Raw genomic sequence first — 17,937 nt, forward strand, 5'->3', positions numbered from 1 at the left:
GGACCCGGCCCGTCAGGGCGTCAGCCGGACTGGCGCAGCAGCAGTTCGTGGCGCCGCTGCCACTGCGCGCCCCGGCCCCTCCGGGGCGCGTCGCCGGCCAGCACGTCCCCGACCGCCGCGACGGCCGCGTGGCCCAGGCCCCGCGGGTCCAGGTCGACGGTGGTCAACGGCGGAGAGCTGTAGGCGCCCAGCCGGATGCCGTCCATCGCGATCACGGCGATGTCGTCGGGGATCGTCAGGCCGTGACGCGTGAGTTCGTGCATCACGCCCAGGGCCATGACGTCGTTGAAGACGAACAGGCCGTCCACGTCGGGCGAACGGTCGAGCATCTCGCGCACCGCCGCGCTGGCGCCCTCGGGGGACTCGTCGGTCAGCGTGACGCCCACCCGGGCGTCCAGCACGCCGGCCTCGCGGGCGAGTTCGGTGAAGATCGGCGCGCGGACGCTGGGTCCGCCGTGCACGCTGCCGTCGATCATCGCGACCCTGCGCCGTCCACTGTCGACGAAGCGTTGGACGACGAGCCCCAGGTCGTGGGTCAGGTCGAAGCGGAACCCGGCGTCCTGGCCGGTGGACTCGGAGGCGTCGAGCTGGATGAGCGGGCCCGTGAAGGAGGGCAACTCGCGAGAGATGTCGGGCGGAAGATAGCCGACGATCGCGTCCACCTCGGGAGCCATGTCCCGCACCACCGACAGCGCGTCGCGGCCGTTCGACCCGACATAGCTGAGGTGGAGGTTCCACTGGCGTGCGTGGACCGCGTCGATCACGCTCTCCGCGATCTCCGCGAAGAACGGGTTCCACAGCGAGCGGATCACCAGGCCGAGCGTGGTGCCGGGACCGCGGACCATGGCCCGGGCCGCCCGGTTGGGCCGGTACTCCAGGCGGGCCGCGGCGCGCAGGACCCGGGCCTTCGTCTCGGCGCTGATCCCGGACATGTCGTTCATGGCGCGCGTCACGGTCTGCCGCGAGACGCCGGCGAGCCGTGCCACGTCGTTGATCGTGACCCGATCCTCCGGAACCGCCGGCTGCGTCTCACCTGTGGGCACGGCGCTCATGCTAACGGCCTCCGGCGTGGGCGCGGCCGGCGTCCTCCGGCGCTCGCCTCGAGACGCCGGGGTGTTGACCGTCCTGCCCTCTGACCGTAGCGTAGAGAACGATTTCTATCGTATCTGGAGGGACTTCTCCCATGTCAGAGCGTCCCTCGGTGCTGTTCGCCCTGAATCCGCACCACCTGCCGCTCCTCTTCCCGCAGGACCTGATGCGCCGCCTCACCGCGGTCGCCGACATCGATCCGGTCGTCCTGGCCGACCCACGATCCCCGGACGCCCGCTCCCGGCTCGCGACCGCGGACGTGCTCATCAGCGGTTGGGGCTGCCCCCCGCTCACCCCCGAACTGCTGGAGGCGGCCCCGCGGCTCCGCACCGTCCTGCACACCGGCGGGTCCGTCAAGTACCTGATCCCGGGCCTGGGATGGGACCGCGGCCTGGTCGTCTCCTCGGCGGCCGACGCCAACGCCCTGCCCGTCGCCGAGTACGCCCTTGGCATGATCCTGCTGGCCGGCAAGGGAGTCTTCGACCTGCGGGAGCGGTACCGCGCGACCCGCGGCTTCGTCCTCGGGGAGGTCCATCCGCACGTCGGCAACGTCGGGCGCCGGGTGGGGCTGATCGGCGCCTCCCGCGTGGGTCGGCGGCTGATCGAGCTGCTGCGCCCGTTCGACTTCGACACCGTGCTCTACGACCCGTACGTCGACGAGGCCGAGGCCGCGCGACTCGGGGTGCGCACGGCCCGCCTGGCCGAGCTGTTCCGGAACAGCGACATCGTCAGCGTGCACGCCCCCGCGGTGCCCGGGACGCACCACATGGTCGACCGCGCCGCGCTGGCGTCCATGAGGGACGGGGCGGTGCTGCTCAACACCTCGCGGGGCAGCCTGGTCGACCACGACGCGCTCACCGAGGAACTGGTCAGCGGCAGGCTGCGCGCGATCCTCGACGTCACCGAGCCCGAACCGCTGCCACCGTCGTCGCCGCTCTACGACCTGCCCAACGTCCTGCTGACGCCGCACATCGCCGGTTCGCAGGGCAACGAGCTGCGCCGGCTCGGCCGCACGGCCGTCGAGGAACTGGAGCTGCTGGTCGCGGGGCGCCCCCTCCGGTACCGCGTCCAGCAGGCCGAACTCGACCGCGCCGCGTAGCCCTGCGGGCCCTGTCCGCGGCGCCCGGCCGCCCCCGGGGTGGAGCCCGCCCCGCGGGCGACCCGGGGGCGCGGGCGGAAAACTAGACTGGGCACGTGACGACAGACACCGGCCGAGGGCGGCAGGCGGGCAACGGGCGTGCCACGCTCAAGGACGTCGCCGAGCGGGCGGGCGTCTCGGTACCCACCGTCTCGCGGGTCATCGCCGGGAACTACCCGGTGGCGGCCAGCACCAGGCGCCGGGTCGAAAGGGCCCTGCGCGAGCTCGACTACGTCGCCAACACGCACGCCCGGGCGCTGCGCGGGCACGCGATCAACGCGGTCGCCTTCATCCTCAACGACGTCCGTGGCCCCTCGTTCGCCGAGGTCGCCCACGGGATCGAACAGGAGGCGGCGCGGCAGGGCCGCCTGTCCCTGATCTGTACCACGGGCGGTCACCCGGATCGCGAACTCGAGGCCGTGCGGCTGATGCGGGAGCAGGGCGCCGAAGCCATCATCCTGATCGGTGGTGTTCGCGACGACGAGGGGTACCGAGTGCGGATGCGCGCCCTCGCCGAGTCCCTGGACCAGGCCGGGTCCCGGCTCGTGCTGTGTGGCCGCCCGTCCCTGGGGGAGGACATGCCGGCCACCGTGGTGGAGTACGAGAACGAGGCCGGCGCGTACGCCATGACCAGCCGCCTCCTCGGCTTCGGGCACCGGCGCGTCCTCTTCTTCGGCGGCGACGCCGAGACCACCACCGCCGCGGGGCGGCTGGCGGGCTACCGCAGAGCACTAGCGGACTTCGCCGTCGAAGCCGCACCCGAGCTGGTGACGCCCGCGCCGTTCGACCGCGCGGCGGCACGTGCCGTGATGCGCGAGCGCCTCGCCGCCGGGCTCGACTTCACCGCCGTGTTCGCCGTCACCGACGCGGTCGCCGCCGGTGCGCTACAGGCGCTCACCGAGCACGGCCTCGCCGTTCCCGAGGACGTCTCCCTGGCCGGGTACGACGACGTGTCTCCCGCCGCGGACCTGCGGCCGCAGCTGACCACGGTGCACGTCCCCTACGAGGAGTTGGGCCGGGTGGCGGTCCGGCTCGCCCTCGCCCGTCGCGACCGCCCGGACCGGGGCCAGCAGCACGCCCTGCTCGGCACGCATGTCGTGGTCAGGGAGTCCGTCGGACCGCGATGATCTCGTGGTGGTGGGAAGCGGTCGCTCAACTCGCCGTCGGGCGGCGGGCGGCCGCCGTGGCGTCGCGGACGTCGGCGAGCGGCCGCAGCCGGTAGGTGTAGGCGTACTCCCGGTCGGCGAACAGCTTGAACTCGTCGTGCGTGTGGGTGGACCAGCTGTCGTCGCCGCCGACGCCCATCTGGCGGTGGTTCACCCGCAGCACCACCTCCTCCCGTGGGACGAGCTGGTAGTCGTGGCGTACCCCGACGGAGAGGTCCTCGGGCGTGTGGTGGGAGGCGTTGAACTCCAGCAGCGGTTCGCCCGAGACGAGGAGGCCGGCGCCGGTGTCGTCGGTGAGCGCCACCCATCGCACGTCCGTCTTGTTCCCGTTCTCCTGGGGGCGTAGGTAGGGCGTCCACTGGTTGGTGACGGTGCCGGAGTAACGGCCGACGTCGGTCCCGGTGTTGCGGTCCCAGTGGTTCTCCTCGGGGCCGCGGCCGTAGTAGTGCAGGTGCCCGAGCCGGCCGGGGAGCAGGAACAGCGTGCCGACTTCGGGGAGGTAGGGGAGGCTGGCGGCGCCGGGGCGCAGGGTGTTGTCGACCCGGATCTCGGCGTTGCCGAACACGGTGTAGGTGGTGGTGTAGGCGGACTCCACGGTGGTGGGCAGGGTGCCGCTGACGGTGATCTTCACGGCCCGGTCGCGCAGCGCGCGGACCCGGACGTCCGTCACCGTCCGCCCGGCGCCCGCGCCGCGCCAGGTGGCGTTCCGGCTGGGCTGGCCGTTGCCGCGGTCGTTGTCGGTGGGCGCCCGCCAGAAGTTCGGCGCCGGTCCCGAGACCGCGAGCTGGGCGCCGCCGGCCTGGTAGGAGGTGATGACGCCGGTGGCCTTGTCGACGGTGACGGAGAAGTCCTCGCCGACCACCGTCACCGCCGCCTCGCCTTCCTCGTGGCGCAGCGCGGGGACGGCCTCCAGCGGCCGCGGTGTCACGGCCGGGCCGCCGAAGTCGACGGGGAGTTGGGCCGCGGCGACCTCGAAGCCGGCGTCCGCCCACGCCGTGGCCTCCCTGGTGGTGAAGGACAGTTCGAGGAAGTACTCGGCGCCGGGTGCCGGGTCGGCCGGCAGCGGGCAGGGGACGGTGATCTCCTTGGCGGACAGTGGGGCGATGTCGAGGTCGGCGGCGGTCAGTTGCCCGCTCCGCACCTCCTGCCCGTCGGCGACCAGGGACCAGGTGCCGTGGAGTTCGCGGAGGTTGGTGAACAGGTACTCGTTGGTGACGGTGAGCCGCCCGGTGGCGGCGTCGCCGTCGGGGGCCGTCACCTGGATCGCCTGGTAGACCCGCTTGACCTCGGCCGCCTTGCCGGTGTGGCCACGGTCGGCGGTCACGACACCGTTGCCGGAGCCGTTGCCGTCGTGTGGGATGTCGCCCCAGTCGCCGCCGTAGGCGAGGAACGTCCGCTCGGCCGCCTCCTCCTCGGCGTAGCCGGCCGTGGCCGCGTCGAACCAGAGCCGTACGCCGTCGTCGCCCGGGCCACGACCGGCGGAGGCGAGTTCCCCGGGCGACAGGGCGCGGGCGTGCACGGCGACCCGCCGGATGGTGCCGCTGTAGTCGTGGAGGGGGTTGTCGGCGTTGGTACCGAACGTGAGAGGGGTGGTGTTGCCGGTGGGGCGCTCGGTGGTGCTCCGGGTCGCGGCGACGCGGCCGTCCAGATGCAGCGTCAGTGTGCCGGCGGCCGCGTCGAAGACGCCCGCCACGTGGTGCTCGGTGCCGGTCCAGCCCTCGGGCAGCGGGGCGGCGGCGGCGATCGACCGGCCGCCCGCGTGGATGAGGAACTCCAGGCTCCGGTCCGCGAGTCCGAGCGCGTACTGGGTGTCGCCCTTCGCGAGGATGCGCTGGTACCCGAAGGGTGGGCCCGGGGTGATCCAGGCCTCCAGGGTGAGCGAGCCGGTGATGTCGAGGGAGGAGTCGTGGGGGAAGAAGACGCCTCCGCTGAGGCCCTTCCCGGCCGTGAAGCCGGCCGCCGTGGCCAGTTCACCGGTCAGGGCGCCGGGGCCGGTCTCCGTGAGCCGCTTGCGGGAGGGCGTTGGCCAGCGCAGCGCCTGATCGGCGAAGTCCCAGATCCAGCCGCCCTGGAGCACGTCGTGGCGGCGGATGACGTCCCAGTACTTCCTGAGGTTGCCGCTGGAGTTGCCCATCGCGTGGGAGTACTCGATGAGGACGAAGGGCCGGCGGTCGGCGGTGTCCAGGGCCCGCTCCTCCACCTCCCAGGGGCGGGCGTACATCTGTGACCGGATGTCGCTGACCTCGGGGCGGTTGTCCCACTCGTACTGGATGACGCGGGTGGGGTCGGTGGCGTGGATCCAGTCGTGCATGGCGTCGAAGGTGGAGCCGACACCGGACTCGTTGCCCAAGGACCAGATGACCACGGAGGCGTGGTTCCTGTCGCGGTGCACCATGTTCCGGGCGCGGAACAGGCACGCCTCGGTCCACTCCGGATGGTCGCCGGGGTACTGGTCGTTGACGCCGTGGGTCTCCAGGTTCGCCTCGTCCACGACGTACAGGCCGTACTCGTCCGCCAGTTCCAGCCACAGCGGGTTGTTCGGGTAGTGCGAGGTGCGCACGGAGTTGATGTTCATCCGCTTGATCACCCGGATGTCCCGCTCCAGGTCGGCGCGGGTGAGCGACATGCCGCGCTCGGGGTGCATCTCGTGCCGGTTGACGCCACGGAGGGAGACGGGCCGGCCGTTGATCCGCATCAGCCCGTCCCTGAGCGCGAACTCACGCAGGCCGACCCGGTGCGACAGCGTCTCGATCACCCGGCCGGCGGGGTCGCGGAGCTGGAGCACGGCGGTGTAGAGGTTCGGGTGTTCGGCGGACCAGAGCCGGGGCCGGGGCACGGCCCTGGCGGCCTGGACGGTGACGTCCTCGCCGGCCGGGGCGGCGGCCAGGTCGGCGGTCGCGCTGAGGGGGCGTGACCAGACGGGGTTGCTGTCGGCGTCGTACAGCTGGGTCTCGACGGTGTAGTGGCCGGTGGCGGCGTCCTCGGCGTAGGCGCGGACGGCGGCGGTGACGGACAGTTCGGCGGCGGTGTGGTCGTCGCTCAGTGGGGTGTCGAGCGTGAAGTCCCGCAGGTGGACGACGGGGGTGGCGAACAGGTGGACCGAGCGGAAGATGCCGCTCAGCCGGATCATGTCCTGGTCTTCCAGCCAGTCGCCGGTGGAGTAGCGGTAGACCTCGACGGCGATCTGGTTGGTGCCCTCGGTGAGGTGGGGGGTGATGTCGTACTCGGCGGGGGTGTAGGAGTCCTCGCGGTAGCCCACGCGTACGCCGTTGATCCACACGTAGTGGGCGGACTTGACGCCCTCGAAGTGCAGGAAGACCCGCCGGTCGGCCCAGTCGGCCGGCACGGTGAACGAACGGCGGTACTGGCCGACCGGGTTGTGGCGGGTCGGGGCGAACGGCGGCTGGGCCTCCTCGCCGAGCCCGTTGGGGCCCCACCAGGGATAAGGCTTGTTGAGGTGGATCGGGCGGTCGTAGCCGTGCACCTGCCAGCAGGAGGGCACCGGGAGGGTGTCCCAGGAGCTGTCGTCGAGGTCGGTGCGGTGGAAGTCGGGGTCGCGGTCCTCCGGGCGGTCGGCGTGGGCGAACCGCCAGGTGCCGTCGAGGTCGAGCCGCCACGGCGACCGAGTGCGGTCGGCCGCGAGTGCCTGGTCGACGTCCGCGTAGGGCATCAGCGTGGTGTGCGGCGGCACCGAACCGACCTCGGAGATCGCGATGTTGTTGTTCCACTCCGGACAGCCGTTGGCCGGCGGCTCCCAGGCGGTGCTCGGGGCGGCGGAGGACGGGGACTGGGGCATGAGACGAACCTCTTGGACTCGATGGCTTGAGGCGGCGGAGGGGCAGAGGCAGGGCAGATATCGTTATCTATCCGGCCGTGCGGCCGCCGTCCGGCGCGGAACGAACTGAGGACCGGGACCGGGACCGGCCGGTTCGGTGGTGTCGGGGCGGGTGTCGGACCGCGGACCGGGCTCAGCCGTCCGTCGACTCCCGGATCACCACGGAGAAGCTGCCGACGAACTCGGCATGACGCGTCGAGGGCTCCGTCTGCTCGATGCGCTGGATCAGGAGATCGACGGCCCGCGCGGCCATGCCGTCGTGGTCCGGATCGATGGAGGAGAGCGAGGGCACCAGGAACTCGCTGTTCGTGACGTTGTCGAACCCGATCACCTTCACCTGGTCGGGAACCCGTATCCCGACGTCGGCCAGGCCCCGCAGCACCCCCATGGCCAGTGCGTCGGTCACGCAGAACACGCCGTCGAACTCGAGCCCGCTCTCCGCCATCTCCCGGACGCGTCGCGCACCCTCGCGCATACCCAGCCTGCCCACCTGCTGGACGAGGGCGGGGTCGACCGGCACGCCCGCGTCCTCCAGCGCCAGGCGGTAGCCCGTGAGACGGAGCCGGGAGGTGTCGACCTCCTCCACCGCCCCGCACATGATCGCGATGCGACGACAGCCACGCGAGAGCAGGTGACGGGTGGCCGCCCGGGAGGCGTCGAGGTTGGGCATGGCGACGTGGTCCACGGGGCCGCCGAAGATCCGGTCGCCGAGGATGACCACCGGGTGGTCGACCCTGAGCCGTTCGGCGTCCGCCTGCCCCAAGCCCGCCGCGCTGAGGATGAGCCCGTCGTACAGCCGGTTGCGGGACAGGGACAGGGCGTCCAGTTCGCTCTCCCGCGAGGCGCCGGTCTGCTCGATGCTCACCCGCAGGTCACGCCGCTCGGCCGCGGTGATGATGGCGGCGGCCAACTGCCCGTAGTAGGCGCTGTCCACTTCGGGGATGGCGAGGCCGATGGTTCCGGTGCGGCCCTTGCGCAGGTTGCGGGCCGCGACGTTGACGCGGTAGCCGAGCCTGGTCATGGCCTCCAGGACCTTCGCCCGCGTCTCCCTCCGCACGTTCGGATGGTCGTTGATGACGTTCGAAACGGTCATCGACGAGACCCCCGCGGCCTTCGCGACTTCCTGGATCGTTACCACGCTCACCCCTGCCCTGTGGTTGCGGAACCCCGCCTCGCGCCCCGCTCGCATGCTATTCCCCGCGTCCATGGTCGTGCCTTGCCCCGCCCTGCCTGCCCCGGTGTGGGCGGCCGGGCCGGGTCATCGTGCACCGCGTCCACGGGTGCGCAGCACGGTGAACGAGTGGGGTGGGATGTCGCAGACCGTCCCGGTCAGCCGGTCCTCGACGGGGGTGGCGGGGGCCGGCCCGAACCGGCTCGCGGCGTCCGGCGGAACCGTCAGGACGGTGCGTGCGAAGTCGATGTCGTCGTCGGTGCCGGCCAGCCGAACGCGGACGACGACGGATGTGGGCGTGGCGTTCGCGATCTTGACGATCACGCCGTCGGTCGAACTGGCGCGTACGGCCGAGACGGCGAAGACCTCCGGCTCCGGCCGGACGTCTTCGACCTCGTGGACCAGCTCGCCGTCGCGGTAGCAGCGGATGTGTCGACCGGCCACCTCGATCCGCAGGTCGTACCAGCGGCCGGTCTCGACGGGCTCGGCCACGCGGTCGCCGAGATCGTCCTCCACGCCGTCGTCCACGCGTACGAGCCACGTCGACTGGTTGAGCCAGCCGCCGAGCTTCCAGCGATAGCGGTGATCGGGCGACGCTCCGGTGAAGCCGAGGACGAACCCCTCGTCGCCGGCCGTCTTCCTGGCCCGCACGGAGAAGGCGTACCCCGATCCCTCCACCGCGTCCGCCAGCAGCAGCCCGGCCTGCGCCCCGCTCATCGTCTGGCGGACGCCGCCGCGGCCGTCCGTCACCCATGTGCCGGACTCGGCGTGCCAGGCGCCGAACTCCGGTACCGGCACGGGTTCGCCGCCCGGGGAGTCGATGGCGACGTCGGTGAACTCGGCCTGGGTGTCGGCGCCGGTACCGATCAGAATGCTGGCCCGGGCGTCGTCCCTGACGGGCACCGACTCGGGGGCCCCGGTGACGGTGAAGGGCAGGGCCGTGTCGCCGGAGTTGACCGAGTGCATCCGCTGCACGTGGTAGTTGAGGGTGGGCCACACGTCGGTGTTGTCGAAGTAGATCAGGTCGGGCAACCACTGGATGTTGCCGCGTCTGGCGAGGAGCGGAGCGTAGGAGGCCAGCCGGACGACGTCCCCGTTGCGCTCCATGGCGATCATGTACGCCGCCTCGGCGACGGCGCTGCGCCCGTTGTTGCGGCCGCTGCCGTACTCGCCGATGTAGAGGTGCGGGCCCTCGCGGTCCATGGTGTCGAAGCGGCGGGTGTTCTCCAGGAGCCAGCGCGGGGACTTGTAGGAGTGCTCGTCGACGACCGGGATCCGCCGCTCGCGGGCGAACGCCCAGCCCCGCTCCCAGTCCTGGCCGGCGGTGGACGGGCCGAGGGTGCCGATGACGGTGATCTCGGGGTGGTGTTCGCGCAGCGCGTCGTGGATGCGGGCGAAGCGGTCGCGGAAGGTGTCGGTGATGGTGTCCTCGTTGCCGACCCCCAGGTACTCGAGGCCGAACGGCTCCGGGTGTCCGGCGGCGGCGCGCACCGCGCCCCAGGTGGAGTCGGCGGGGCCGTTGGCCCACTCGACCAGCGCCAGCACCTCGGCCACGTAGGCGGGCATCTCCTCCTCGGGGATGCCGGCCTGGCCGGTGACCTCGCTGTTCTGGCAGCAGACGCCGGCCGGCACGACGGGCAGCGGCTTGGCGCCGATGTCCTCGCAGAACTGGAAGTACTCGTAGTAGCCCAGGCCCATCGACTGGTGGTAGTGCCAGATGTTGGGCTGCTGGCGGCGCTCGTGCAGCGGCCCGACGGTGTCCGGCCAGCGGTACATGTTGCCGAGCCCCTGCCCGTGGGCGAGGCAGCCGCCCGGGAACCGCATGAACTTCGGCTTCAGGTCCGCGATGGCCCGCGCCAGGTCGGCGCGCAGGCCGCCGGGCCGGCCGCGGAAGGTGGCCTGCGGGAAGAGCGAGACCAGGTCGAGGTGGACGGTGCCGACCCCGGACGTCGTGACGGTGAGCCTGGCGTCGGGGTCGGTCGTCCCGCACGTGATGACCGCCGACAGCGGCTCCCAGCGCCCGGGCACGGGGCCCAACTCCGCCCGGCCGTGCACCCGGCCACCGTCCCGGCTCTCGATCCGCGCCACCAGCCGGTTCCCGGCGCCGTCGGACAGGCGGGCGAAGAGACTGACGTCGTAGGACTCGCCAGCCCGGACGGCGATGCCGTCGAAGCCCTCGTTGCGCAGCCCGGCACCCGCACCCGTGGTGCCGGCGGCGATGGTGCGCAGCACCGCGTGATGCGGATTGGCCGGGTGCAACGGCGCGTCGGTGGAGACGGTGAGCGATCCGGCGGCGCCGTCCCGCTCCAGCAGCTCCCACGCGGTGAGGGCGTGCCAGCCGCTCCGGTCGGCGGAGCGGTACTCGAAGGATCGGTTCTGCACCAGTTCGGCGTAGAGGCCGCCGTCCGCCGCGTAGTTGAGGTCCTCGAAGAACACCCCGAACAGGTCGGGGGAGATGGCGGTGCCCGCGGCCCTGGCGTCCACCTTGACGAGCGTCTCGCCGCGGGGGCCGGATTCACCCATGGTTGTTCGTCTCCTTCGGCCGGCGAAGGCCCACGTTCGTGCGGATATGCGTACTGTGGGATGAAAATTTGTAGCGATACAAAAGCTGTCATCCTCGCGCCCGGGGAGTCAAGGGGTCGCGTCGAACGGCCTCGCCGGAACCGCACGGGCGCACCCTGAGGTGCACCCGTGCGGCCGGTCCTTCGCGCCACCACCGGCTGGCGCTACTTGGCGTACATGAGCGTCCCGAAGCCCAGTTGGTCGAAGCCGCCGCTGGTGGAGCCGTAGTCGCCGCCGCCGCCCTCGGTCCCGACGAAGTCGTCGTACATGGTCGAGAGGTACTCGTCGCGCCAGCCAAGGCGCCCGTTGTAGTGGAAGTGGAGCATCGCCCAGATCGGGCGGATGTGCCCGCGGCCGCCGGAGGCGATCGCGGTGTGCTCGTTGTAGGCGCAGTTCGTGCCGCTGCCCCAGCTGTAGGTGGTGAAGGGCACGTCGAGGCCGATGTTGTACTTCGCGACGTACTGGGCCCCCTGGAAGAACCTCCGGTTGTCGTAGGCGTACAGGTCGACGCCCTGGTTCCAGGCCATCTCGCAGAGCGCGCCCAGCTGGCCGACCCCCATGACGCAGTGGCCCTGGTCGCGGCCCGACTCCTGCCACTGGCCGAGCCCGTAGCCGGCGGCGTCGGTGTGGAGGAAGGGGACGGCGTGGGCGAGGGAGCCGTTGCCCGCGCCGCTCTGGAAGTAGGTCACGGCCTCGTCGAACTTGGCCCCGTCCTCGCACAGGATGGCGATGGCCATGATGGACGCCATGTTGCAGAGGTCCCAGTTCGCCCAGTAGTGGCTGATGCAGGTGAAGTTGTGGTCCCGCAGGAAGCCGTGGTTGATCGGGTAGAAGACGTTGAGCAGCATCTGCCGGAAGGCGTCGAGGTCGAAGCCGGGGTAGCCGCGCAGCAGCTCGCCCACGTTGGCGAACTGCCAGCCCTGGAGGCCGGCGACCAGGATCGCGTCCGTGCTGCCCTGGATGGAGGTCAGGGTGTTCGACCAGGCGTTGCAGATGGCGGCGGCGCGGTCGGCGTTGGCCGTCGTGCCGCCGATCTGCCAGCGCAGGGCGTTCTGGTAGGCGGCGGCGATGTCGTTGTAGAGGATCGGGTAGTTGTTCGAGGTCCCTGTGCCGCGATAGATCACGGACTGCGGGTTGGGCGCCCAGGTGGACGAGGAGTGCGGGTTGTCGACCAGGCGCTGCCAGCCCGCGCGCCAGGGGTCGGTACCCGCGGCCACCCTGACCCTGGCGCGGTTGATGTCGCCGGAGTTGTGCAGGGCGCCGGGATGGTTCCAGGTGGTCGGGGCGGCGCCGGCGGACCGTGCCGAGGCGGCGCCCAGCGCCCCGGCGAGGGCCAGGCCGCCGACGGCGCGCAGCGTGCCCCGTCGGCTCGGCCGGGTGTTCAGTGGGTGCCCCATGGCGTGAGGGGGGTGTGGGGAGTTGTCGCGGCTCATGGGATGCGCGTCTCCAGTTCGAGCGGGCAGCGTCCCGCTCAGGTAGGGGTGATGCCCAGGGGGCCGACGACGTGGTGCCGACGACGTCGGTGGAGGTGCGCGGTGAAGGCGGTTCCGATGTCCCGCACCGCGGGAGCCGGGCAGGTGGGGGGTTCGACGCAGGGCGGCGAGGTGCCTCGGGCCCGGGCGATCCGCGGTGGTGCCGGTGCGGCGGCTCGGTCGGGCGGCGACCTCGGCGTAGCAATCGATTTCTAGTAGCGATACAAAAGCTCCCACCGTCGCGTCGGGGGAGTCAAGACGCGTGCGCTGATTGCTTACGGACGGGGCGTCATGGCGCGGGCCTGCCCCGACTCCCCGTCTGGGAGAGGGCCGGTATCCGTGCGGCACCTCTTGACTTTGTCCGGCGCTGAGGTAGTTTCTGCGCACCCAGGTTTGTATCGATAAACAGCGGGGCTGGGGACAGCGACACGGGCGTGGGCCGCCGGCCGCTCGTCGATCACGCCTGTCGGGGCGTCGCCGATCTGTGAGCTGACGGGACCGTCGACCGTCGCCCCCCGCCACGAACCGCGAGCAAGGAGTGTTCCCAATGTCGAGGCACTTGAGAAACATCGCCGCCGTACTCGCCGTGGCCACCGGGCTGGCCGCGTCCGCCTGCGGGACGGGTGGCGGTGCGGGCGACGGCACGGCGCTGTCGCTGCTGTCCTGGAACGGGGAACAGGTCATGACGCCGGTCATCGAGGCGTTCGAGGAGGCCCACCCGGACATCGACGTCGAGGTGTCCTACTCGCCTCCGGTCGCGGAGTACATCCAGTCCCTGCAGACCAGGGTGCTCTCCGGCACCGCCCCCGACGTGTTCCTCATCGCGGCGGAGAACAAGACCAACCTCATCGAGGGCGGGCACGTGCTGGATCTCGCGGGCGAGGAGTTCCTGGCCAACGTGCCGGAGTTCAACCAGCGGACCTACGGCGCCGACGGCGCGGTCTACGGGCTCTCGCTGTCCTCCTGGGGCGGGGGGATCCTCTACAACGAGGACCTGCTCGCCGACGTCGGTGCCGAGGCGCCGCCGGAGACCTGGGAGGAGTTCCTCGACCTGTGCGCCACGCTCCAGGACGCCGGCATCACGCCGTACCTGGAGCCCGTGGACGCGATGCCCGGGGTGCTCGCGGCCTTCCTCGGGGCCTACGACGCGGCCAACGGACACACGATGGACGGCGAGATATTCGACGGCACCTCGACGTTCGAGGAGCACTGGACCCCGCTGCTCGAGCAGTACTACCGCCTCTACGACGACGGCCTGGTGACCAGGGACACCGTCGGCATCACCGCCGACCAGGTGCAGTCGGAGTTCGCCAACGGCCGGGTGGCGATGATCACGGCCGGGCCCTGGACGGTGCCCCCGCTGCGCGACTCCGCGCCCGACCTGAACTTCCGGATGGCGCCGATCCCGGGAGTGGCGGGCGGCGAGCCCTACCTGTCCGGGGCGGCCAGCCCCGGCTACGCGATCAACCCCGACTCGGAGAACATCGAGGCCGCGAGGACGTTCCTGTCGTTCCTCGCGTCCCCCGAGGGCATCGCGGTGCTGCAGGAGGCCGAGGGCTCCATCACGGTCACCAGCGACTTCGACCCGCCGCTGGACGAGGCCCTCGACCCCATCGTCGACGACGTCCGCGCCGGCAACCTCTACCTGCCGCAGATCTCCTGGCAGCGCGCCGAGGACGTGCTCAACATCGAGGCCGTCGCGCAGATCCAGCGCATGGTGCAGGGGGAGATATCGCCGCGCGAGGTCGCCCAGGCGCTGGACCGGAAGCTCGCGGCGTCATGAGCGCCGCCACCCTCTCCCGGCTGCGCCCCGCGGCCGGCGCACCGGTGGCCCGGCGTCGCGGGGACTCGTCGGGCGGCTGGCGTGAGGCCGGCGCGCACCAGCTGTTCCTGGTCCCGGTGGCCGCGGTCTTCATCGTGCTGTTCGTCATTCCGCTCGGGCAGACGGTCTACTGGAGCCTGACCGACTTCACCGGGTACTCCGACGACGTCACGTTCGTGGGCCTGGAGAACTACCGGACGATCCTCTCCGATCCGTCCATGACGGCGGGACTGTCGTTCACGTTGCTGTTCGCGGTCGGGACGACGCTGCTGACCACCGTCATCGCCATTCCCCTCGCGGTGGCCCTCAACCAACGGTTCTTCGGGCGGAACTTCGCCCGCTCGCTGTTCTTCTTCCCGGCGATCCCCAGCATGGCGGTGCTGGGCCTGGTGTGGGGGTACATCCTGTCCCCGCTGGGTTCCGGGGTGCTCAACTCGGTGCTCGACGGGACGCTCGGTCTCGGGCCGGTGCCCTGGCTGTCGGACGCCACACTGGCCAAGCTGTCGGTGGTCCTGGTCGGGGTCTGGGGTGGTGCGGGCTGGCACGCCGTGCTGTACCTGGCCTACCTGCAGTCCATTCCGCCCTCGTACTACGAGGTCGCCACCATCGACGGCGCCGACGCCTGGCAGCGGTTCCGCCACATCACCCTGCCGCTGCTGACGCCGGCCATGGTGATCAGCCAGTTCCTGCTCATGACCAACGGGCTGAAGGTGTTCGACCTGCCCTACACGCTGACCAACGGCGGACCAGGCTTCGCGACGCAGACGATCACCCAGTCGATCATCGTCAACGGCGTCGGCCAGGGCCAGTACGGCATGGCGTCGGCACTGGCCGTGCTGTTCACGCTCGCCGTCGCGGCGCTCTCCTTCAGCCAGTTGCTCGTCTCCCGGCGGATCGAGAGGAGGGTGTCGTGAGTCGCCGTCGCCCGCTGTTGAGCGTCTTCGTGATCGGTCTTGCCTGTCTGGTCGGGATGCCGCTCTACTACATCGTCGTCAACACCTTCAAGACCCAGGAAGAGATGGTGGGTTCCCCGCTCGCCCCACCCACCTCCCTCCACCTGGACAACTACCTGGCGGTGTTCGACCAGGTCCCGCTGGCGCAGAGCTTCGGCAACACGCTCTACGTCACCGCCGGGGCGATAGCCGTCCAACTGTTCGTCGGCGCCACCGCGGCCTACGGCATGATCCTCCGCGCGACGCTGTTCAACCGGATCTTCGGAGTGCTGTTGTTGCTGGCGTTCGTGGTGCCCGGGCAGGCCACGCTGATCCCGCTGTACCGGACGCTCGTGGACGCGGAACTCGTGGACACCCTCAACGGGCTCGTCTTCCTGTACGCCGGCGGCTCGATCTTCTGCTTCTTCCTGATCCAGGGCTACATCCGCACGCTGCCGTTCGAGATCATCGAGGCCGCCCGGATCGACGGCGCCGGCGTCTTCCAGATCTTCTGGCGGATCGTGCTGCCGCTGATCAGGCCGATCCTGGTCACCGTCGGCATCTTCCAGACGATGTGGGTGTGGAACGACTTCATCCTGCCCAACGTCGTCCTGTCCTCGCCCGAGAAGCGCACCATCGTGCTGCAGGTCTACAACGCCGTGGGGGAGTTCACCACCGACTGGCCGGCGTTCATGACGCTGTCCGTCGTCGTCCTGGCCCCGATGGTGGTCTTCTTCCTGGTCACCCAACGCCACATCGTCAGCGGACTGCTCGCCGGGGGAGTCAAGGGATGAGCGACAACGCGACCACCAGCGGATCCCGGCAGCCGGGCGCCCCGCTCTACACCGACCCGCTGTACGACGCGCCCGCCGACCCGACCGTGATCGAGGCGCCGGACGGCTCCTGGCGGATGTTCTACACCCAGCGGCGGGCACACGACGACGGCCCCGGTGTCCGCTGGGTGCACGGCACGGACATCGGCGTGGCCGGATCGGTCGACGGCGGCCTGACCTGGAACTACCTCGGCGCGGTCGCCGGACTCGACCCCCATCCGGGCCGGAACACGCTGTGGGCGCCCGAGGTCGTCCACGCCGAGGGGCGCTACCACATGTTCCTCAGTCACATCCGGGGCGTGCCGTCGACCTGGGCGGGGCATCCCCGCACCATCCGGCACCTGGTCTCGGACGACCTGGAGGTCTGGCACGACCTGGGCGTGGTGCCGCTGTCGTCCGACCGCGTCATCGACGCCTGCGTCCACCCGCTGCCCGACGGCGGCTACCGGATGTGGTTCAAGGACGAGGCCGACGGTTCCACCACCTGGGCCGCGGACTCCCCCGACCTGACGGCCTGGAGCGCCGCCCGCCGCGTCGTCGGGGACCCGCCGCACGAGGGGCCGAACGTCTTCGAACTCGGCGGCTGGTACTGGATGGTCACCGACGAGTGGCGCGGCCTGGGCGTCCACCGCTCGACCGACCTGGCCGGCTGGGAGCGCCAGGGGCTCATCCTCGACACCCCCGGCCGTCGCCCCTTCGACGGCGCCAACGGGCAGCACGCCGACGTCGTCGTCGGGTTCGAGGACGACGGCGCGGCCGAGGAGGTCGGCTGGATCTTCTACTTCACCCACCGCCCCGAGCCGGCCGGGCGGCACACGGACGTGCAGGTCGCGACCCTGCGCGTGGTCGACGGCCGCCTCGTCTGCGACCGGGACGGCCCGACCCGCCTCGATCTGCGCCGGGCGCGTCGTGGGTGAGCCCGCCCGTGGCCGGCTCCGAGCGGCGGAAGACGCCACGAGCGAGACCCGGTACGGATACCTGCTGGTCCACCACGTCGAGGCCCCCGACGGCGACGGCGAGCGGATCCACTTCTCGCTCAGCGACGGCGACGACCCACGGTCCTGGACCCGGCTCAACGGGGGCGAACCGGTGCTGACCTCGCGACTCGGCACCAGCGGGGTCCGGGACGTCCACCTGGTGCGGGGCGCCGACGCGTACTTCCTCATGGCCACCGACCTGCGGGTCTACGGCGGTGACCAGCGCGGCTGGGAGGCGTGGACCCGTACCGGCAGCCGCTCCATCGTCGTGTGGCGCTCGCGGGACCTCGTCCGCTGGTCGGAACCGTGGCTGCTGGAGGTCGCCCCGCCCAACGCGGGGATGGCCTGGGCACCCGAGGCGACCTACGACCCGGAACGGGGCGACTTCCTCCTCTACTGGTCCTCCCGGCTCTTCGCCGAGGACGACCCGGAGCACGAGGGCGACGGCTACAGTCGGGTGCTGGTCGCGCGCACGCCCGACTTCCGCGGTGTCGGCCCGGCGTCGGTCCTCATCGACCTGGGCACCGACGTCATCGACACGACCATCCACGTCGACGGCGGCACCGTCCACCGGTTCTCCAAGGAGAACTCGTTCGGACCCGACTCGATCCGGCTCTTCCAGCAATCGGGTCCCGACTTCTTCTCCGACCGGTTCCGGACCACCGCCACCCGCATCGCGGACACCCTGTACGCGCATGTCGAGGCTCCGCTGATCTTCAAGGACAACCACCACGAGCGGTGGTACCTGTTCGTCGACCAGTTCGCGCGGCGGCCCCAGGGGTACGTCGGGCTGACGACGACGGACCTCGACAGCGGACGCTGGGAGCCCATCCCGCCCGACGAGTTCCACATGCCTCCGAACACCAAGCACGGCGCCGTCCTGCCGCTGACGGGCGATCAATGGCAGGTCCTGCGCTCGGCCTTTCCCGGCTGAGCGGCC

12 protein-coding genes are annotated in these 17,937 nt (G+C 71.2%); 7 read left to right on the forward strand and 5 right to left on the reverse strand.

From position 1 onward, the window contains the following. Nucleotides 1-20: 20 nt before the first annotated feature. Nucleotides 21-1,043: a LacI family DNA-binding transcriptional regulator gene (locus ACYVPE_RS03090; RefSeq protein ID WP_461031790.1), complete on the reverse strand. Its 1,023-nt coding sequence runs from the start codon at nt 1,041-1,043 to the stop codon at nt 21-23. A gap of 140 nt (nt 1,044-1,183) precedes the next feature. On the opposite strand from ACYVPE_RS03090, the gene ACYVPE_RS03095 reads away from it, so the two are divergent. Together ACYVPE_RS03095 and ACYVPE_RS03100 are read left to right on the forward strand one after the other, a co-directional pair. Then, on the forward strand, nt 1,184-2,188 hold the full coding sequence (locus ACYVPE_RS03095) for a hydroxyacid dehydrogenase (RefSeq protein WP_461031791.1): 1,005 nt from the start codon (nt 1,184-1,186) through the stop codon (nt 2,186-2,188). Nucleotides 2,189-2,283: 95 nt separating this feature from the next. Beyond that, nucleotides 2,284-3,354: a LacI family DNA-binding transcriptional regulator gene (locus ACYVPE_RS03100; protein ID WP_461031792.1), complete on the forward strand. Its 1,071-nt coding sequence runs from the start codon at nt 2,284-2,286 to the stop codon at nt 3,352-3,354. Nucleotides 3,355-3,379: 25 nt separating this feature from the next. Here the strand turns inward: ACYVPE_RS03100 and ACYVPE_RS03105 are convergent, their stop codons facing one another. The 4 genes from ACYVPE_RS03105 to ACYVPE_RS03120 all read right to left on the reverse strand — a co-directional run bounded on the left by ACYVPE_RS03105 (nt 3,380) and on the right by ACYVPE_RS03120 (nt 12,358). After that, nucleotides 3,380-7,246, reverse strand: a complete 3,867-nt coding sequence (locus tag ACYVPE_RS03105; RefSeq protein WP_461031884.1) for a glycoside hydrolase family 2 TIM barrel-domain containing protein — start codon at nt 7,244-7,246, stop codon at nt 3,380-3,382. 115 nt (nt 7,247-7,361) lie between these two features. Further along, nucleotides 7,362-8,417 carry a LacI family DNA-binding transcriptional regulator gene (locus tag ACYVPE_RS03110; RefSeq protein WP_461031793.1) on the reverse strand — a complete coding sequence of 352 codons (1,056 nt, stop codon included), beginning with the start codon at nt 8,415-8,417 and terminating at the stop codon, nt 7,362-7,364. 69 nt (nt 8,418-8,486) lie between these two features. After that, complete coding sequence (locus tag ACYVPE_RS03115) at nt 8,487-10,922, reverse strand: alpha-L-arabinofuranosidase C-terminal domain-containing protein (protein WP_461031794.1); 2,436 nt, start codon at nt 10,920-10,922, stop codon at nt 8,487-8,489. A 203-nt stretch (nt 10,923-11,125) separates the two neighbouring features. Then, nucleotides 11,126-12,358, reverse strand: a complete 1,233-nt coding sequence (locus ACYVPE_RS03120) for an alginate lyase family protein (protein WP_461031795.1) — start codon at nt 12,356-12,358, stop codon at nt 11,126-11,128. A gap of 622 nt (nt 12,359-12,980) precedes the next feature. On the opposite strand from ACYVPE_RS03120, the gene ACYVPE_RS03125 reads away from it, so the two are divergent. Genes ACYVPE_RS03125 through ACYVPE_RS03145 form a run of 5 tightly spaced genes read left to right on the forward strand, consistent with a single transcriptional unit; the run spans nt 12,981 to nt 17,931 of the window. Continuing rightward, on the forward strand, nt 12,981-14,216 hold the full coding sequence (locus tag ACYVPE_RS03125; RefSeq protein WP_461031796.1) for an ABC transporter substrate-binding protein: 1,236 nt from the start codon (nt 12,981-12,983) through the stop codon (nt 14,214-14,216). Beyond that, nucleotides 14,213-15,169, forward strand: coding sequence for a carbohydrate ABC transporter permease (locus ACYVPE_RS03130; RefSeq protein WP_461031797.1), 957 nt, complete (start codon nt 14,213-14,215; stop codon nt 15,167-15,169). The genes ACYVPE_RS03125 and ACYVPE_RS03130 overlap by 4 nt, the downstream gene beginning before the upstream one ends. Then, the gene (locus ACYVPE_RS03135) at nt 15,166-15,981 is read left to right on the forward strand and encodes a carbohydrate ABC transporter permease (RefSeq protein ID WP_461031798.1); all 816 of its coding nucleotides are present in this window, start codon (nt 15,166-15,168) and stop codon (nt 15,979-15,981) included. Before ACYVPE_RS03130 ends, ACYVPE_RS03135 begins: the two co-directional genes overlap by 4 nt. Continuing rightward, nucleotides 15,978-16,937 carry a family 43 glycosylhydrolase gene (locus ACYVPE_RS03140; protein WP_461031799.1) on the forward strand — a complete coding sequence of 320 codons (960 nt, stop codon included), beginning with the start codon at nt 15,978-15,980 and terminating at the stop codon, nt 16,935-16,937. Before ACYVPE_RS03135 ends, ACYVPE_RS03140 begins: the two co-directional genes overlap by 4 nt. Continuing rightward, nucleotides 16,930-17,931 (forward strand): glycoside hydrolase family 43 protein, encoded by a 1,002-nt coding sequence (locus tag ACYVPE_RS03145; protein ID WP_461031800.1) that lies wholly within the window; start codon nt 16,930-16,932, stop codon nt 17,929-17,931. Before ACYVPE_RS03140 ends, ACYVPE_RS03145 begins: the two co-directional genes overlap by 8 nt. Nucleotides 17,932-17,937 lie beyond the last annotated feature (6 nt).

It is taken from the genome of Streptomyces mayteni (genome assembly GCF_054783955.1).